This is a genomic window from Acinetobacter kyonggiensis, from assembly GCF_900107285.1.
GTDB classification, from domain to species: Bacteria; Pseudomonadota; Gammaproteobacteria; order Pseudomonadales; family Moraxellaceae; genus Acinetobacter; species Acinetobacter kyonggiensis.
Genome location: NZ_FNPK01000024.1, coordinates 11,341 through 29,138, shown reverse-complemented (window position 1 = coordinate 29,138; position 17,798 = coordinate 11,341). Strand labels below are relative to the sequence as shown.

At 38.9% G+C, this 17,798-nt stretch carries 10 protein-coding genes and 1 pseudogene; 8 read left to right on the top strand and 3 right to left on the bottom strand.

Going from position 1 to position 17,798, the window contains the following annotated elements; genetic code table 11:
* Positions 1 to 8 precede the first annotated feature (8 nt).
* From BLV99_RS14825 to BLV99_RS14815, 3 genes are read right to left on the bottom strand one after another with little or no spacing between them, the layout of a single operon-like run.
* On the bottom strand, positions 9 to 329 hold the full coding sequence (locus BLV99_RS14825; protein ID WP_244516334.1) for a hypothetical protein: 321 nt from the start codon (positions 327 to 329) through the stop codon (positions 9 to 11).
* Positions 316 to 2,505, bottom strand: a complete 2,190-nt coding sequence (locus tag BLV99_RS14820; RefSeq protein WP_092692109.1) for a hypothetical protein — start codon at positions 2,503 to 2,505, stop codon at positions 316 to 318. The genes BLV99_RS14825 and BLV99_RS14820 overlap by 14 nt, the downstream gene beginning before the upstream one ends.
* Positions 2,495 to 3,136: a hypothetical protein gene (locus tag BLV99_RS14815; RefSeq protein ID WP_075696603.1), complete on the bottom strand. Its 642-nt coding sequence runs from the start codon at positions 3,134 to 3,136 to the stop codon at positions 2,495 to 2,497. Before BLV99_RS14815 ends, BLV99_RS14820 begins: the two co-directional genes overlap by 11 nt.
* Before the next feature lie 390 nt (positions 3,137 to 3,526).
* Here BLV99_RS14815 and BLV99_RS14810 point away from each other — a divergent pair, with 390 nt between their 5' ends.
* From BLV99_RS14810 to BLV99_RS18560, 8 genes and pseudogenes are all read left to right on the top strand, one after another.
* Positions 3,527 to 5,848: a type I restriction-modification system subunit M gene (locus BLV99_RS14810; protein WP_092692107.1), complete on the top strand. Its 2,322-nt coding sequence runs from the start codon at positions 3,527 to 3,529 to the stop codon at positions 5,846 to 5,848.
* Entirely contained in the window at positions 5,848 to 7,191 is a 1,344-nt protein-coding gene (locus tag BLV99_RS14805) for a restriction endonuclease subunit S (RefSeq protein ID WP_092692104.1), read from the top strand. The genes BLV99_RS14810 and BLV99_RS14805 overlap by 1 nt, the downstream gene beginning before the upstream one ends.
* Before the next feature lie 187 nt (positions 7,192 to 7,378).
* A complete protein-coding gene (locus tag BLV99_RS14795; protein WP_092692098.1) occupies positions 7,379 to 8,296 on the top strand; it encodes an Abi family protein in 918 nt (305 codons plus the stop codon).
* A gap of 34 nt (positions 8,297 to 8,330) precedes the next feature.
* Positions 8,331 to 11,594 carry a type I restriction endonuclease subunit R gene (locus BLV99_RS14790; protein WP_092692095.1) on the top strand — a complete coding sequence of 1,088 codons (3,264 nt, stop codon included), beginning with the start codon at positions 8,331 to 8,333 and terminating at the stop codon, positions 11,592 to 11,594.
* 27 nt (positions 11,595 to 11,621) lie between these two features.
* Complete coding sequence (locus BLV99_RS14785; RefSeq protein ID WP_092692093.1) at positions 11,622 to 13,673, top strand: hypothetical protein; 2,052 nt, start codon at positions 11,622 to 11,624, stop codon at positions 13,671 to 13,673.
* Positions 13,674 to 13,684: 11 nt separating this feature from the next.
* On the top strand, positions 13,685 to 14,470 hold the full coding sequence (locus BLV99_RS14780) for a hypothetical protein (protein WP_092692090.1): 786 nt from the start codon (positions 13,685 to 13,687) through the stop codon (positions 14,468 to 14,470).
* 163 nt (positions 14,471 to 14,633) lie between these two features.
* Positions 14,634 to 14,891 (top strand): annotated as a pseudogene (locus BLV99_RS14775) (IS30 family transposase); the annotation flags it as partial.
* A gap of 714 nt (positions 14,892 to 15,605) precedes the next feature.
* Positions 15,606 to 17,789, top strand: a complete 2,184-nt coding sequence (locus BLV99_RS18560; protein ID WP_244516333.1) for an McrB family protein — start codon at positions 15,606 to 15,608, stop codon at positions 17,787 to 17,789.
* Positions 17,790 to 17,798: the final 9 nt, after the last annotated feature.

Below are 17,798 nucleotides of genomic sequence, written 5' to 3'. Positions count from 1 at the left end.
TCCTCAAGTTAATTGATGACACGCCCTAGGTGTTGAGTTGGTAAAGGTACGTCTGTTTGAAGATTTCGATTGTATTGAATAATTTGTTTGCGGAAATGCTGATAAAATCTGCTTCTTAGAGAAAAGCTAAATTTATGTTGATCTAGATGCTGAGTTACTTGGTTAAAGAGGGATGGTATTCCTTCTGATTGTTGTGCTTGCTGTAATTGTTCGAACGATAGAAATTCATCGATGATTGCTTGAATTTTTAAGCGCTCTTTTATGCGCTTTTGATCTCTATTCTTTGTACGGCGTTCATGTGCATAGTGTTTTTCTTTAAGCATGTTCATACATTCCATCAATTTTATAAGTGTGTTGCATCTCGTTAAGATGAGCAGCGAGGGTTTTATATTGTTGAAGAGACAGACTTGAGAATTTTTGCCCGATTTCCTGTTGATTCTGCTCATGTCCAAACGCAGCTAAAATTAAATTTTCATCTGCTTTTGAGGTAAGGTAAGCTCGAGTCGTATGTCTAAGCCAATTTGCATGCTCGAGTTGCATGAAGTGGGTAAATTGGCTTACAAGATGAGGGGTGAGGGCTTGCCATTGTCCATGTTTGTAAACACTGAGAAGAGGTTTTTTACTGCTTAAAATTTCTTGAATGTGCGGTTGATGCTCTGGACACAGTTGTTGGAATTCATTTAAGTAGGTAATGAATTGGTGGATTTCCTTCACTACAAAATCACAGAGGGGAATTAAGCGACCATCATTCGTTCTGGTATGTATTTCTTTATCTGAAACCCAAAGCCATTGAAGCTTTAAATCAAAATTTCTTAAAAAACCAGGGAATTCACTTACAGGTCGAGCCGCACTGAAAAATAATAAGATATGCCAAAGCCAGACATTATAGTGATTGAACATTTCAAGTATTTGTCCATGGTGTTGGGCTTGAATGATCTGATGTTGTAAGTAAGCAAATATTGCCGTCACTGTCGCTGGCTTGGGAGCTTTACAGCTACCAAATCTTAGTTGCTCATCATCTGCAAAAATATGAAGTTTTGCGGCCAAGTCGTGTGATAGTTGTTGCACAGTTGCTTGATAATTTTGATGTAATTTATACACAGGGTATGAGCAATATGAAATAGAAACGGATCGATTTGCATCAATGCCTGTGAGTATGTCAGCCAATTGCTGGCTCTTGGTTTGTTGGTAAATACAGTGATGTAGTAAAACACTTATTTTTTTAGTTGATAAAGATGGAATAAACAGTTCTTCACGGCATTTTTTTAATGCCTGATTGACTTGGTCTTGGCTCACTATTGGAGATTGCTTTAGACCCAGTATAAGTTCCTTAATTAAGGGTAAGTCGAAATGGGTAACCTGATTAAGCAATTGGTCTTTGTATTCAAAAGCAGGGTCCTCAAACAGCGTGAATTTGGAACGTAGAAAATATTGATCGTTTTCTAAAATGAGTTGTTGTCGTTTATTTAGGGCACGGCGCTGATTTGTTTGTAGATTAAGCCATTGTTCAATAGGTACCCCAGTGAGAAAGCTCAGTAGGATAAAAAGATATGCTTTGTTTTTAGTTATGTTGTTTAAATAGTGCTCATGACAATGCTTTACAAGTAAACTCAGGCTGTTGAAGTCAGGGTAATGCTTGCTACACGTAAAATCATGCTGCTGTCTAATAATGTGTTGTTGTGTGAGTTGGCTAATTTTATGTTGTAGAAAACTGGATTGAGTGGCTAAAGGTGATACTTGTGCTGTATTAAGTGAGTATTGCTGTTTGGGCTGCTCGTCCTGTAATTGTTCGAAGAAGAGTGCAGGATGTTCTTTCTGAGGTATATCCTGTGGGCAGCATAAAATTGCGCCGTGCTCATCTAGATAATGTGGTTCATCTATGTGTTTGGGTGGTGCTGAATAATTTTTTTTGGGTTTGAGTGCTAATACATAATCATAAAATCGCCGTATATCAAGTAGTAGTAAATACTGAAAGCGATTGAGCTGATGATTAGCTTCTAAAAGGCGTAAATATTTGACGAGGTCAGCTAATGGTGTTTTATCGCTAGGAAGTTGTTGCCATAGCCATAAGTACTCTTGCTGATACTTATTGAGTTGATTTCCTAGTTGTAATGCAGCATAAGCTTCATTTGCTAACCTAAATCGATCAAGTACTTTAATAATCGTGGTTTGATGGTCTTTTTTACCTGCATTTGGAATAGATTTAAGAATGCAGGCAGCATGTAAATTGTGGACTGCCCATTGCTGTATAACTGAATGCTGTGAGTGCTGTTGTACTGAATAAATATAGGCACAAATAGGATGTGCTGAAACAGAAGGTGGAGCAGGTAAAAAAAGTGTCCGTTGATCCTGATGATTCGGCTCTGCTTTGATGTCGAGTGTTAATAATTGCTTTAGTTCAGGGATAAGGGGTATGCCGTCTAAGTATCGCTCAAGCATTTCAGCATAGTCATCATGTATGAATTCTTTCTCTAAAAGACGCTGAATTAATGGCCTAGTTTGCATGTTGAGCCCTCCAAAATAGTTCTGGGTTAGGCTCAAGATGTTTGAGCGCTGCGCACTTTTGCGTAAGTTGCTGGATTTTGTCGGTGTAACTAGAGTGGATTTGTTTTTGTTGATACAAGAGCTGATTACGACTACAGCCGATGAGTTTTGCGAGCAAATCAAGCGATAACTCACAGCGTGGTTTTTCAGAGTGAAGTGCATTTAGGTCATAAATCGCATGCTTAGAAAGTGAAGCATTGAATGTATGTAGTACGCTATTTGGATTAATACATTTAATATCAATTTTAAGCTCAGTGATTAATTTGAATAAGCGTGTACTGAGTTGATATTTGAGCAGAGGTAGGTCGATGTCGGTTTGCACAATATAGCGTGCATTGATGGATAAACTTTGTGTTTTGGAAGTATATAGAAGCAGGAAGTTATCCAAGACGAAGAACTCATTCTCTGAAATTTTTGAGGGATAAAGTAACTTGATATCAGGCTGATAAATTGAAGGCAATTTTGCTGCCTTTAAGATTTGTGCATAGCAATTGTAAATTTTACTTAAAGGTGGGTATGGGGTAAGGGTGACCTGATGTGAGTCAAACTTAGCTTTAGCGTATTTCTTCTGATTTGAGTGTTTAGATGCCATGTTTATGCTCCTTATTTTAGTAATGTAAATAAAGACATGGCTAAAAAATCAATTTCAAAAAAAAGATCAAGAAAATGGTTATAAATGTGGATGGTTTTTGATGAATTTCAGATTTTGAAAATAATATGCTTAGTGCAGAGCTAGATATATTTTTGTGTAAGTTGTTGATTATTAGTTATTGAATGTGGCTGGTTTTACTAAGTTTTGTATTTTCTACATCAATTATGGCTGCATTTAATCCCAGCATACTTTTTGAAACCCCACCCCCATATGTACTTCTAATTAATATTCTTTTGTACAGTCTATCTCTAGCAAAACATGTTGTAAATCAGGCACAATCATCACTATAAATTTCAAGTTTTATAGCCTTAGGGCAAGCGGTATTTTTTAATGACAAATAATAACTTTTCACAAATAGCAGCATTCATTTGGTCGGTTGCCGATCTTTTACGTGGTGACTTCAAACAATCCCAATATGGTCGTGTGATTTTACCCTTTACCTTACTGCGCCGTCTGGAGTGTGTGCTGGCTCCAACCAAGGCTGATGTGCTTGCTGCTAATGAAAAAGTGAGACTCATGCCATTGCCAGAAGAAGCCAAAGAAAAAATGCTGCTGAAGGCAACCAATGGCCTGTCATTTTTTAATACTTCCGAGCTGGATTTAGCCAGTCTGGGGCAAAAAGATATTCGTGCCAACCTGAACAACTACATTCAGAACTTTTCTAAAGATGCCCGAGAAATCTTTGAACACTTCAAATTTGATGAGTTTATTGGTCTACTGGATGATGCTAACTTACTTTATAAAGTTGTGCAGAAGTTTGCAGCAACTGACTTAAGTTACAGCGCCGTATCGAATCATGAAATGGGTTTAGTGTTTGAAGAGCTGATCCGCCGTTTTGCCGAAGGTTCAAATGAGACTGCAGGGGAACACTTTACCCCACGTGATATCGTTCGTTTAACTACAGGTCTGGTATTCAGTAAGGATGATGATGTGCTGAGTGGTGACGGTATTATTCGGACCATTTACGATCCTACGGCGGGTACGGGTGGATTTTTATCCTCAGGTTCAGAATATGTCTATGAGCATAACCCTGAAGCGGTAATGCGGGTTTTTGGTCAGGAACTCAACCCAGAGTCATATGCGATCTGTAAAGCAGACATGCTGATTAAAGGTCAGGACGTGCGTAATATCAAATTGGGTAATACGCTATCCAATGACCAGTTGGCCTATGAGAAGTTTGACTACATGCTATCGAATCCGCCATTTGGGGTGGACTGGAAAAAGATCGAATCGGACATCAAAGACGAGCATGAGCAAAAAGGCTTTGAAGGGCGTTTTGGTGCAGGCTTGCCACGTGTATCGGATGGTTCTTTGCTGTTCCTGATGCATCTGATCAGCAAGATGCGCAATAAAGACGACAGCACGGCGCAAGGCAGTCGTATTGGTATTATCTTGAATGGTTCACCATTGTTTACAGGCAGTGCGGGCAGTGGTGAAAGTGAAATCCGCCGTTATATTTTAGAAGCAGATTTGTTGGAAGCCATTATCGCGCTACCCACCGATATGTTCTATAACACCGGTATTGCGACTTATGTTTGGGTACTCAGCAATAAAAAAGAGACTCAACGTAAGGGCAAAGTACAGCTGATTGATGGTAGTAACCTGTACAGCAAAATGCGTAAGTCACTTGGCTCTAAACGTAATGAAATGAGCGAAGATGATATCGCAATGATTACCCGCAGTTATGGTGACTTTGAAGTGACGGATGCACGTGAACTGGATAAACCTACAGAGGTTAAATCTAATCGTGGTCGTCAATCGGCTAATCCTAAAAATGAAGCTGCTAAAACCTTTTCTAGTAAAATCTTTAACAGTTACGAGTTTGGTTACCGCCGTGTGACCATTGAGCGTCCTTTGCGTTTATCTGCTCAGGTGAGTGATGAAGCCGTGGCATCCTTACGTTTTGCACCGAAGCCATTTAATGCCGTGATGCAACAGCTGTATGAGCAATACGGCGCAACATGGACAGCAGACAGTTATGGTCAATTGACGGAGTATGAAGCCGAGATTCGTGCGCTGATTAAAGCTGAATTTAGCGAGCTGAAAGAAAAAGATATCAAGACCGTGCTTGAGCCAAAACTGTGGTTAGAGCAGCGCAGTTTGATGCGTAAAGCCGAAAGCCTGCAAGCGAAGATGGGTACGGCGCAATGTGATGACTTTAATATCTTTGATGATGTACTCAAGCAAGCGTTAAAAGATGCCAATGTAAAACTTGAAACTAAAGAAAAGAAGCAGTTCCTAGATGCGATCACCTGGAAGAATGCCGATGCTGAGCCAGTGATCAATAAAGTGGTGAAAGGCGCAGAAAATCCGCTGTATGGTCAGTTTAGCTATAAAGGCAAAGTGGTTGAGTTTGTACAGGATGGTGATTTACGTGATGCGGAGAACATTGCCCTTGACCCAAGTCAAAGCACCACGGATTTAATCGAGTCTTACTTTAAGCGTGAAGTTCAACCGCATGTGCCTGATGCGTGGATCAATGCCGATAAGCGTGATGCACAAGATGGTGAAATTGGCATTGTGGGTTATGAGATTCCGTTTAACCGTCATTTTTATGTGTATGAGCCACCACGTGATTTAAGCGAGATTGATGCGGATTTGGATGCGGTAAGCCGTGAAATTATGGCACTGCTTCAAGAGGTGCATTCTTAATGGCAAAGTATCAGAAATATAGTGAGTATAAAGATTCAGGTGTTGAATGGTTAGGTACGATTCCTAATCATTGGTCTCTAAAAAAACATAAATATATCGCAGTATTTTCTAAGGGCAAAAATCCTGAATTACTATTTGATAATTATTCTGATGGTTTGTATCCTTATTTATCAATGGATAGCTTAAGGGGGAAAGTCGAAAGTAAATATGCAGAATATAAAAAAGGTTTAGTTTTAGTTCAAGATAATCAACCTTTAATAATTTGGGATGGTTCTAACTCAGGTGAGTTCGTTTTAGGAAAGAAAGGTCTTCTTTCATCAACAATGGCATCTGCGTCTTTAATATATAAAATTCAAGATAAATATTATTGGTATCTTTGTGTTTGTATAGAACCAGAAATGAGAAAATATGCAACAGGTATGGGTATTCCTCATGTAAATGGTGAAGAGCTTAGAGGAATATTGCTTCCCTTACCTGATTTAAACGAACAAGCACAAATCGCTAATTTCCTCGACCATGAAACCGCAAAAATTGACACTTTAATTGCTAAACAAGAAAAGCTGATTGAACTGCTGAAAGAAAAGCGTCAAGCGGTGATTAGTCATGCCGTGACCAAAGGTTTAAATCCTGATGTAACCATGAAAGATTCAGGTGTGGAATGGTTAGGGCAAGTGCCTGAGCATTGGAAATGTATAAAGATAAAACATATCACCACGACTTTTGAACAAGGTTGGAGTCCTCAATGTGATTCTCGACCTGCTGAATCACATGAATATGGGGTTTTAAAAGTTGGGTGTGTTAATAGTGGCTCATTTAGAAGTTCAGAAAATAAAGCCTTGCCACCTGAGTTAGAGCCACGCTTACAATATCTAATTCAAAAAGATGATTTATTAATTTCTCGTGCTAACACAAAAGAATTGGTAGGGAGTGCTTCTGTTGTTAATGGTGATTATCCAAATTTAATACTTTGCGATAAGTTGTATCGACTAAGGTTCTCAAAAAATGTATTGCCTGAAATGGTTTCTTTGTATTTATCGATTGGGGCTGTAAGAAAACAAATTGAGCTAGGTGCAACAGGTGCTAGTCATTCAATGCAAAACATTGGGCAAGATACAATCAAAGAGCTTTATTATTTGCTACCACCTTATGAGGAAGCTCTAAATATTTTAGAAAGCATCAAGCAATCTAATCAAAAATTTGATGAGCTAACTAAAAAAGCCGAATCAGCCATTCAACTGATGCAAGAACGCCGTACAGCCCTTATTTCCTCTGCAGTGACAGGTAAGATTGATGTACGCAATTGGCAACATCCCAATGAGGCGAAAACGGAGTTAAGCGCGTGAGTATGTTGAGCTGGCTCAAACCAATGCGGACTCAAGCAGATACAAAAAATCATTGCATAATTAATTGCAATGATTCACTATATGCTCAACAACACCCGACAAGGCTAGGCAAGCAATTGCATCCTCAAACTGTCGGGTTACTTGTTTCTGGAGCCCTAAAAAATATAACAATCAGGGCAAGCCATCTATGAAATCTTTTAACAAGCCTGCCAAAACCTTTGCTGAACAAATTGAGCTATTAAAAGCGCGTGGCATGCAATTTGCTAATCAGCAAGATGCACAATTTTACCTAGAGCAAATCAATTATTATCGCTTAGGTGCCTATTGGCTTCCATTTGAACATACCCACTCACCACATTGCTTTAAACCAGAGACCAGTTTTGAACAGGTTTTAGAGTTATATGTTTTTGATCGTGAATTAAGGCTACTCATCCTGGATGCCATAGAACGTCTGGAAGTTGCCGTTCGTACCCGTTTTGCCTATGAATTGGCACATCGGCATGGCTGTCACGCCTATCTGCAAGGTCAGTACTTTAAACCCACCTTTAGATGGCAAAGCTTACTCGAATCACTGAAAACTGAAGTGTCTCGGGCAGATGAAGTCTTTATCGAACACTATAAACGCACCTATGATGATCCCGAATTGCCACCGATTTGGGCCACCTGCGAAGTGATGAGTTTTGGGCAACTGTCCAAATGGTATCAGCTCTTGGCACCGATTCAGACACGTAAAGCCATTTCCAGTCATTTTGATTGCGATGAAAAACAGTTTGAAGGGCTGTTACAGCATTTTGTCTACTTAAGAAATACCTGTGCTCATCATTCAAGACTATGGAACCGAAAATTTACCAAAACCATTGCCAAACCGCGCAGTAAGCCGATGGGGCTTCGGGTGCAATGCAATTTTGAACCTAGTCACTCGGCAGAGCGAAAAATTTATAACAGTCTGGTATTTCTGCTTTATTTCATGGACAAAATCGCCCCACAACATACATGGCGTAAACGTCTGGTTGATCTACTTTTGACACATCACAACATATCAAAAACAGCGATGGGCTTCCCTGAAGATTGGCAAAGCTATCCAGTTTGGCAAATAGAACAGTAATAAAGAAATTTGAGTATTTAAGGGTAGGGGAAACATGAGATCGGATGCAACTTTAGAAACCATCTTCCAGCAAGATATCATTACGCAAATGCAATCGCATGGCTGGATTGTGGGTTCTGGGCAGGGCTACAATTGTGAAAAAGCCCTGTATGAGCAAGACGTACTCGACTTTGTACAAAAGACCCAACAGGTCGAGTGGCAGAAATTTAAAAACATCTTCCCCAATGATACCGAACGCCATTTTTTAGATACCGTGGTGGCTCAGCTTAAAAAAGCCGATATCAATGCCACCGATGTTGAATCCCGTAGTTATGGCACATTGGGCATACTCCGCCATGGCATCAAGACCCGTGGCACACGCTTTTCATTCTGTCAGTTTAAACCTGAACATGGTCTAAATCCCGAACTGAATCAACGCTATCAGCAAAATATCTGCCGTGTCGTGCCTGAACTGGTGTATAGCCCATACACATCCAAAGCCGAATTAGAGGCAACTGGCAAACAAGCCAAAAAATGGCGGATTGACCTGGTCCTGTTTATCAACGGCTTTCCTGTGGCAACTTTGGAACTCAAGTCCGAGTTTAAACAGGCTGTGCAAAATGCCATGACACAGTACCGAAAAACCCGATTGCCCAAAGACCCTGAAACCAATAAGCCTGAACCCTTGCTGATGTTTAAGCGTGGGGCATTGGTGCATTTTGCCGTCAGTCAGTATGAAGTCTATATGGCGACGCATTTGAATGGTGATAGCACCTACTTCCTGCCATTTAATAAAGGCACCAAAGAACAGGGTGCAGGCAATGACATTCCTGAAGATCCTAATCAGTATGCAACAGGCTATTTATGGAATGAAGTACTCACGCCTGAAAGCTTGCTGAATATTGTCGGTAACTTTATCCATCTTCAGATTGAAGAAAAGGAAGACTGGGAAGGTCGTATATACAAAAAAGAGAGCCTGATCTTCCCACGTTATCATCAGTGGAAAGTCGTCACCAAACTGGTTGAGGACTCATTGGCTGAAGGCACAGGACAGAAATACCTGATTCAGCACAGTGCAGGTTCGGGTAAATCTAACTCGATTGCATGGACGGCGCATCAGTTGTCCAGTCTGTATGATGCTCAGAATAAGAAGATGTTCGATTCTGTGATTGTGGTGACAGACCGAACCATCTTGGATGCACAGCTTCAGGATACGATCTATCAGTTTGAACATGCCGATGGCGTCGTGGGTCGGATTAACAATAAAGAAGGTGATGGCTCTAAATCCGAGAAACTGGCAAAAGCCTTGGAAATGGCTCAGCCGATTATTATCGTGACCATTCAGACTTTCCCGTTCGTACTGCGTGCCATTGAAAACAGCACCAGTTTAAAAGAACGTAAATACGCCGTCATTGCCGATGAAGCCCATTCATCGCAAAGCGGTTCCACGGCGCGTCAGCTCAAAGAAACTTTGATGATTGAAGAGCGTGAAGAAGATGAACAGCTTTCTTCTGAAGATGTACTCGATGCGGTGATGGCATCACGTAAGGGCAGTGCAAACCTAAGCTTCTATGCCTTTACCGCAACCCCAAAGGATAAAACCTTACAACTGTTTGGACGCTTGCCCGATCCAAGCATGCCGCCGTCTAAAACCAATATTCCTGTGGCATATCATGTCTATTCGATGCGCCAAGCGATTGAAGAAGGATTTATTTTGGATGTACTGAAGAATTACACCAACTATAAAGTCATCTACAAGCTCAAGCAGAAGATCGAAGAAAAAGACGCTCAGGTCGATGCCAAGAAAGCCAAGACCAGGCTGAATCAGTGGGTACGCTTACACGATCATAATATCTCGCAAAAAGTACATATCATTATTGAACACTTTAAAAAGAATATTATGGGCTTACTCGGTGGACAAGCCAAAGCCATGCTGGTGACCAGCTCACGTAAAGAAGCTGTACGCTATAAACAAGCCTTTGATAAATACATTGCCGAGAATAAATACCAGAATATTCAAGCCATGGTGGCATTCTCTGGTGAAGTTGAATTCAACCAGAATGATTCTGATTGTAGTCATTTACTGGGGCAGAAATTTACTGAAAGTAACATGAACCCAAACCTGAAAGGTCGTGAAATGCGTAAGGCATTCGATAGCGATGACTTTCAGGTAATGATTGTGGCAAACAAGTTCCAGACCGGCTTTGACCAGCCGAAGCTGTGTGCTATGTACGTAGATAAAAAGCTAGGTGGAGTAGAGTGCGTACAGACCTTATCTCGTTTGAATCGTACTTATCCGGGTAAAGCAGAAACTGGCACCTTTGTTCTGGATTTCTTTAATGAACCGCAAGATATACTGGATGCCTTCCAACCTTACTACCAAACAGCAGAACTGGCAGATGTGTCCAATCCTGATCAGGTGTACGATCTGGCCAACAAGTTGAAGTCAGCAGGTATGTTCCTGATGACTGAGGTAGAGCAGTTTACAGAAGCTTTTTATAGCAAGAACAAATCCAATGCGGCACTTGCCAATATCTGTAAGCCTGCGATGCAACGCTGGCAACATCGTTACACGGCAGCCGTGAATGATTATGATGTCACCAAGAACCGTTTAGAACGCTGTAAGCAGACAGGGGACGCCGTACTAATTGCCAATGCGGAAAACGAATTTGCTGAAGCGAAGAAAGCGCGTGATGCTCTGGAAATCTTTAAAAAGGATTTAGGCAGTTTTACCCGTTTCTATGAGTTTATGTCGCAGATCGTGGAATATGACGACAAGGAGTTGGAGAAGCTCAGTCTTTTTGCCCGTAACTTGCGCCCATTACTGCGTGAACAGGTGGCCGAAGAGGATGAGGTTGATCTAAGCAATGTTGCAATGACGCATTACCGTTTGTCCAAGTTACGCCAACAGGATATTCAGCTTAAAGCCGATAGTACCGAGCATAAACTTGAGCCTGGTAATGAACTGGGTACTGCAAAGCCGAAAGACAAGAAAGAAGACTTTTTGTCGCAGATTTTAAGTCGTATGAATGATCTGTTTGTGACGGACAATCTGACAGAGAAAGACATGATCAACTATGCTCTGACCATTGCTGACAAGATGTCTGAGAACACACGAATGATGAAACAGATTCATAACAACACTCGTGAACAGGCCATGCTGGGTGAGTTTGACACGGCGCTTGATGATGCTGTATTAGACAGTAATGCAGCGCATATGGAGCAAATGACACAGTTGATGAGTGATCCTGCGAAGATGAAGCAATTTGCGCATATTATTTATGATGTGTTGGTGAATAGAGAACAGAAGAATTTTTAAAAAATAGTTTAAATGCTAGGGGGTAATATGAATACGGTTCCGCAGATTGAATATGACGACGAAAAAGATATCAATATCTTGAAAGGTCAGTTATTAGAAATAAAAAAGAAACTGCTAGCTTATGATGATGTAGAAGAAATTTTATATGATGCTATAGAAGAGCAAAATTGGTTTACTTTTAAAAATAAGCCATTTGTTGTATTTGATCGTAGAACTGGTTTTTTATTTCCAAATTTTAACCACGTTAAACATGTTGCCTATCGTGAATGGAATGAGCTAAAAAAATCTTATGGGCCTAACGATATTGAAAAAGGGCGATGGGAAATTCTATCTGAGATTTTTTATTATAATGAGAAAACTGATAGAACTAAAGGTTCATATTTTTTTAAACAAGGCGAACATAATTTAAAATTTGACTATCCAAAAAAATTTAGAGGATCTAAGGCTACTGGCATATTTATTTCAAAGCATATAGATAAATTAGGTCAATTAAAAAAGATTAACTATATAACAGGCTTCAGCACAAATGATTCTTTTTCTTGGTATGTCACAGGAAATTATCAGAATTACTTAAACCATAGTGTATTCCCTGTACTGAGGGTATTGAATAATCCAAAATTATTACCAGATCATCCGAGTATGATCGGAAGGGAAAAAAGCAAAATAATTTTGAATTTCTTTATAGATAAAGGATGGATGCCGATTTTTGAGCCCTTCTTGGATCAGTTTCACAATGAATCCAATGATGATTATCAGAACAGATTCAATATAGCTAAGAAACAATGTGATGAGTACAATAGTATTTTTGAAATTTACTATGAAAAAAGACAATTAGAGAAAAAACTTTTGGATCTTGGTCTAACTTATGATGATCTGTCAAATGCGGCGGTATCAAATGTGGGTAAAGTGTCTTATGACTTTCTTGTTGAAATACAAAACTATAATATTGATGAAATCAATAAATCTGTGTGGCAGTACAGTCTTTCTGCACAAAAATGGCTGAATAGTCTTTTAGGTAAAATTGATGAATGGGAAAATGACAATCTAGATCTAGTGAAGACTGCCCTCGAATTAAAGCAGGAGCTAGACAAAAAGTTACCTGTAAGTATCAATGTCACTACGGAAGAAAAGCAGTTACTTGAATCACAATTACAACAGATTAAAAAACGACTTGATCTAGGTTTAACGCTGTTGCGCTCAAATTTAATCAATCTGTTATCTGAATCTCAGCAAATCTCTTCTAATTTAGAGCAGACTAATACATTGTTTGGACTCGCTCAGCTTGAACAACAAGCACGCCCAAGTTTTGAATTACTCGCTGAACATACTGCAACGCTATGTACCAAGACATTAAAAGAAATGGAATGGCTAGACCAATCCCTAGATTTTGTGAGAACAGTAGTCAGTGTTCTACGTAAGTCAGCGGAAGACTATCTCATTCTCGTTGATAAGTATCAACAAGACCTCATACAGATTGGTTTAGACAATAGCATTGAAAGTGAAGAAATAGCCAAGTGGTTTGCTGAGTGGCGCAGTGAGCGTTTATCTTTACTAAAACAGTTTCAGCCTTTGTTGGATGCTGGCTTAAATAAACTTATAGATGAACAAACTGTACTTGATATTCTGCCATGTATTGAGCAGTACCAGAATGAGTTAGATCAATTTTATTTACAAAAGCGTTTAGGTATTCATACTACTTATGCCTTCCAACCGAATGGACACCGTCAAGAGAAGCTTGAAAAAGAGCAAGAACTCACCAAGCTTGTTCACCAGTTTATGCAACAGTTAGAAAAGGTCATCTTTAATACCAAAACAACGGCACAGAAAATTTGGCTTATACGCTTTAGTGAGGTTTGGCAGCAAGGTATGGTGAATGAAATTACAAATTTTCTAGCCAAAGAACAGCTAATAGAACGTGATGATGTTGTTTTAATTATGAGTGAAGAATTACGTAAAGTTCAGCAGCAGAACTTAGCATCATGTTTGCAGGATGCTCAAAGTTATAGTGAAGCTTTAGCTCAGCGAGAAAAAGACGTAAATACATTGATTTTTAAAATGCGTAAAGCATTAATGAAATAAGGAAAAATATAATGGGGTTGTTTAGTTCTATTGGTGGTTTTGTTAGTAAGGCTGCAAGTGCAGTTGGCAGTTTTTTAGGTGGAGCTGCATCAAGTAGTGGAGGTGGAAGTGATCGTGAATATGGTGGCTCATATTCAACGTCGACTTCTACAAGCTCTACAGTGACCAACTATGATCCAGATAAGGTGGAAGTTGCTAAACTAGAAAATGAACGTGTCGATCTAGTCAAAAATGCTCAGCTTGAATTGATGGAAGTCAATGCTCGTCTGGAAGCAGTGATGATTGAAGCTCGATGCAAAGGCTTTCAGGCGATGCAAGGCTCAATGATGCAAATGCTTAAAGAGGTCAATTTACTCGCTGAAGAGCGTTTGGTTCTCTTGGAGAATGGTAGTCAGGAACAAGTTCAGAAAGTTGAAGCAATGTATGCTGATCTGGGAAAAGACATCGAAAATGACGACTTTATGTTTTCAAAAGTTCCACAGATGTTGGATATAGCAAACAAATTCCCAGAGGAATCAGACAGCCGAAAACTTTATATGAGTGGTATTGACCGAGAAATGGCAAAGCATTTTGATTTCAAGACAGAACAGTTGAAGAAACTGAATGAACGTTGTCATATTGTCGTTGCCTCTGTTGTTGAAAGTAAAAAGCAAATGCAGGCCCATATTGATACCGTCATTTCTAAACGTATTGAGCACATTGAACAGGTGATGCAAGTGAATGCACAGCTTCCTTATAGTGCGACGGCGCAGATTGGTGGTGGTGGCAATCAATTGAAAATTGAGCAGAAGTCTTAATTTGTAAGATTTATTGACATCATTTCAATATAATTGGTATCTGCTTTGTTTTTAAAGATCGCAGATTCAAATCACAAGTGCGACACATTTGTAGTTAGTTGAAAAAGTTTGGTGTATTCATTGAATCATTAGACTTTTTCAACTCGCAACTAGAAAGCACACAATGAAGAAATACCCCCTAACTTTCTCAAAATGAAAGATACGAAATTTATGTCACTTTGAAAAGTGAAAGTTTAATCGCTACCCTTATTTGGGAGTTGGGACGTTCACGATCAACTATCTATCGTGAAATAAAAAGAAATACTGGGCAACGTGGGTATAGAGTTCAACAGGCAGCGAAATTTGCAAGTCAAAACGGTATCGCCCTTCATCAAAAATGACAGCGTTTGCCTTTGCTTATATTGATTATTTGGTTGGCTTATGCAAAAGCTTCGAGTAATGCCTTTTAATTTGGATGAACCACGAAATTTCAAAATTACTTAGTGTTTTCTCTGTACGGTAAGTGCGATATTGGGTACTAAACGGTACTTTTTGACTAGTTAAGTTCCAATTTTAGCACTTATCGCATTACATATATGCATAGACAGGAAATTTAGAGGGGATACCCTTTATTCATTGAGTACTTGGAGTCGTTCGATAATTTTTACGGAAAATGGTAGCCAATAGTTCCAGAATTTAAGAGGTACGGCTTTGTTGCACAAAGATTTCATAACTATATGATTTTAAAAGTTTTGATTATTTTTTGATCCAAAATTAAATTTATTTAAATCAGATGCTTACATATTTATGCAACAAAGCCATGGATGAGTCGTAACACCATGACCTTTAAATATGATCGTGTGGGAAATGATTTTTATGTATATGTAGAGAATAATTTTAATGATTAATACCGCTAAAATAGCGGATAATTTAATGCAGATACTTATTTGTCAGTTTGAGTAGATGTGGATGGTGTGAAATTGAAATATAGGGAAGTTGTAAGTGTATTTATGTCGTATATACAAAAAATGAGAGAGCATTCTTGATTAAAAGAAAGTAAAGCTTGGGTAGCCTTGCTAAGACTGGGCGGAATTTAAAACCGAGTGAAATCATTTATTAAAGCGTAAAGAAATAGATTTTGAGTTTGGGGGAAATGATGAATTTTTGGGTTGCTGGTGCTGATTGGGATGGTGAAGATAAAACACCTGAGTTTATTGAAAAAGGCATTTGGCAGAATGGCTATACAGATAAATATCTGGATCGCGTAAATGCTATTCAAGCAGGGGATCGAATTGCAATAAAAGCAATTTATGGCCAAAAATATAATATGCCGTTTAATAATTACGGTTGTCTTGTAAGCTGCATGAAAGTCAAAGCCATTGGTACCGTAAAGAAAAACTTAAATGATGGACGCACCTTAGAAGTCGAATGGGAGCAACAATTTGAACCTGAAAAAATAATTTACTTTTATACTTATCGTCAAACAATCACCCGTATAAAAAGAAAAGATGTCCAAGACTGTATCTTTTCAGGCCATACTCAGGATTTAACTGAACTTGAAAACCTCTATAAAAAACGATCAGAGAGTAGAAAAGAAAAGCTAACGGATGAATTTATTCTAAAGCAGTTTAAAAATGTTCCGAATTTTAATCACATTAAACAAAATACTGAGCATCGAAAGCTTTTTCTAGAGTTGGCAAGATATATCCATGAAACACCTATGGATTGGTGGGTTGCACCTTCAGAGCGGCCTCCGGTTAGATTCGGCACAAACAATAAATTCAATGGGCGAAATAGTACAGTGAGCTATGTGGCTGCTGTTGGTTTCGATCAAGATGGCACATTCTATATTCCAAATGAAAATGAATCAGAGTTTTCAATAGATGAGTTAGGAACAATTCGATTAACGGCCTCCAAATTAGAAGAACTCAAAAGCATGTCCTTGAACAAAATGGAAACTGATCGAGATCCTTTTGTGGGTTATTGGCCGGAAAACTATAACAATATTGATATAATAGAGACTAACATGAATCCATCAGAACAGATAAAACAGCCCCTAAACCGTATTTTATTTGGTGCAGCGGGTACAGGTAAAACTTACCATACGATTAACCATGCCTTATCCATTATTGAAAACAAACCTCTCGAAATTTTAGAACAAGAAGATCGCACGGCGCTAAAATTACGTTTTGATCAGTACAAAGAACAAGGTCAAATTAAGTTTGTCACTTTCCATCAAAGTTTTAGTTATGAAGATTTTGTGGAAGGGATTCGTGCTGAAACGGATGATAATGGGCAGTTAAGCTATGATGTAAAAGCAGGCGTATTTAAAGAGATTTGTGAAGATGCCCAAATAGAAATTGATGCTAAGCAAAATAATGTATCAGCACCGATTGAAGCAAGCATCAATAGTGCGATTGATCAACTCATTACTCAGGCTAAAACAGAGGAAATGATTTTTCATACTAAACGTGGTGCGGAAATTAAAGTATCAAGTAATTCAGCAGGCACGTTATTTGCTCTTACATCTACAGGAAGTAATATCACTTTATCTATTAGGCATATTCGTAACTATTTGAAGACACAAAGTGACATTATTGTTGATCAAAAAAGTTATGAATGGGCTATCGCTAATTCATTACGTTCAGAAGTTGAATATACAAAGTCTATTGAAAAGGTAAAACCTTATGTACTCATCATTGATGAAATTAACCGAGGTAACATTTCCCGTATCTTTGGTGAATTGATTACGCTAATTGAAGATTCAAAACGCCAAGGCGCAGACGATGCATTGTCGGTGACACTTCCATATTCTAAAGATGACTTCTCTGTACCTGATAATGTTTACATTATTGGTACCATGAATTCGTCTGACAGATCTTTAACAGGTTTAGATATTGCCTTGCGCCGTCGCTTTACTTTTATCGAAATGCCACCAAAGCCTGAGTTTCTAACTGGCGTTGAGGTTATGGGTTTGGATATTAGAAAGTTATTAGAAGTCATCAATCAGCGTATTGAGGTGTTATTAGACCGAGATCACTGTATTGGGCATGCCAACTTTATGACTTTGCAGAAAGATCCATCTCTTACTAACTTAGCGCAAATATTTAAGCAAAAAATCATTCCTCAGCTTCAAGAGTATTTCTTTGATGATTGGTCTAAGATCAATATGGTGCTCAATGCAAATGGCATGCTGCGATCGAATGGTATAGATAAATCAGTATTATTCCCAAATGTAGCACATGAATCGGAGAGCTATTTTGAGGAGCAGAAAACATGGGAAGTCGTCGATGATGTATTTAATTCAATAGAGAGCTTTACTAAGATTATTAAGCACTAATTGGGGATC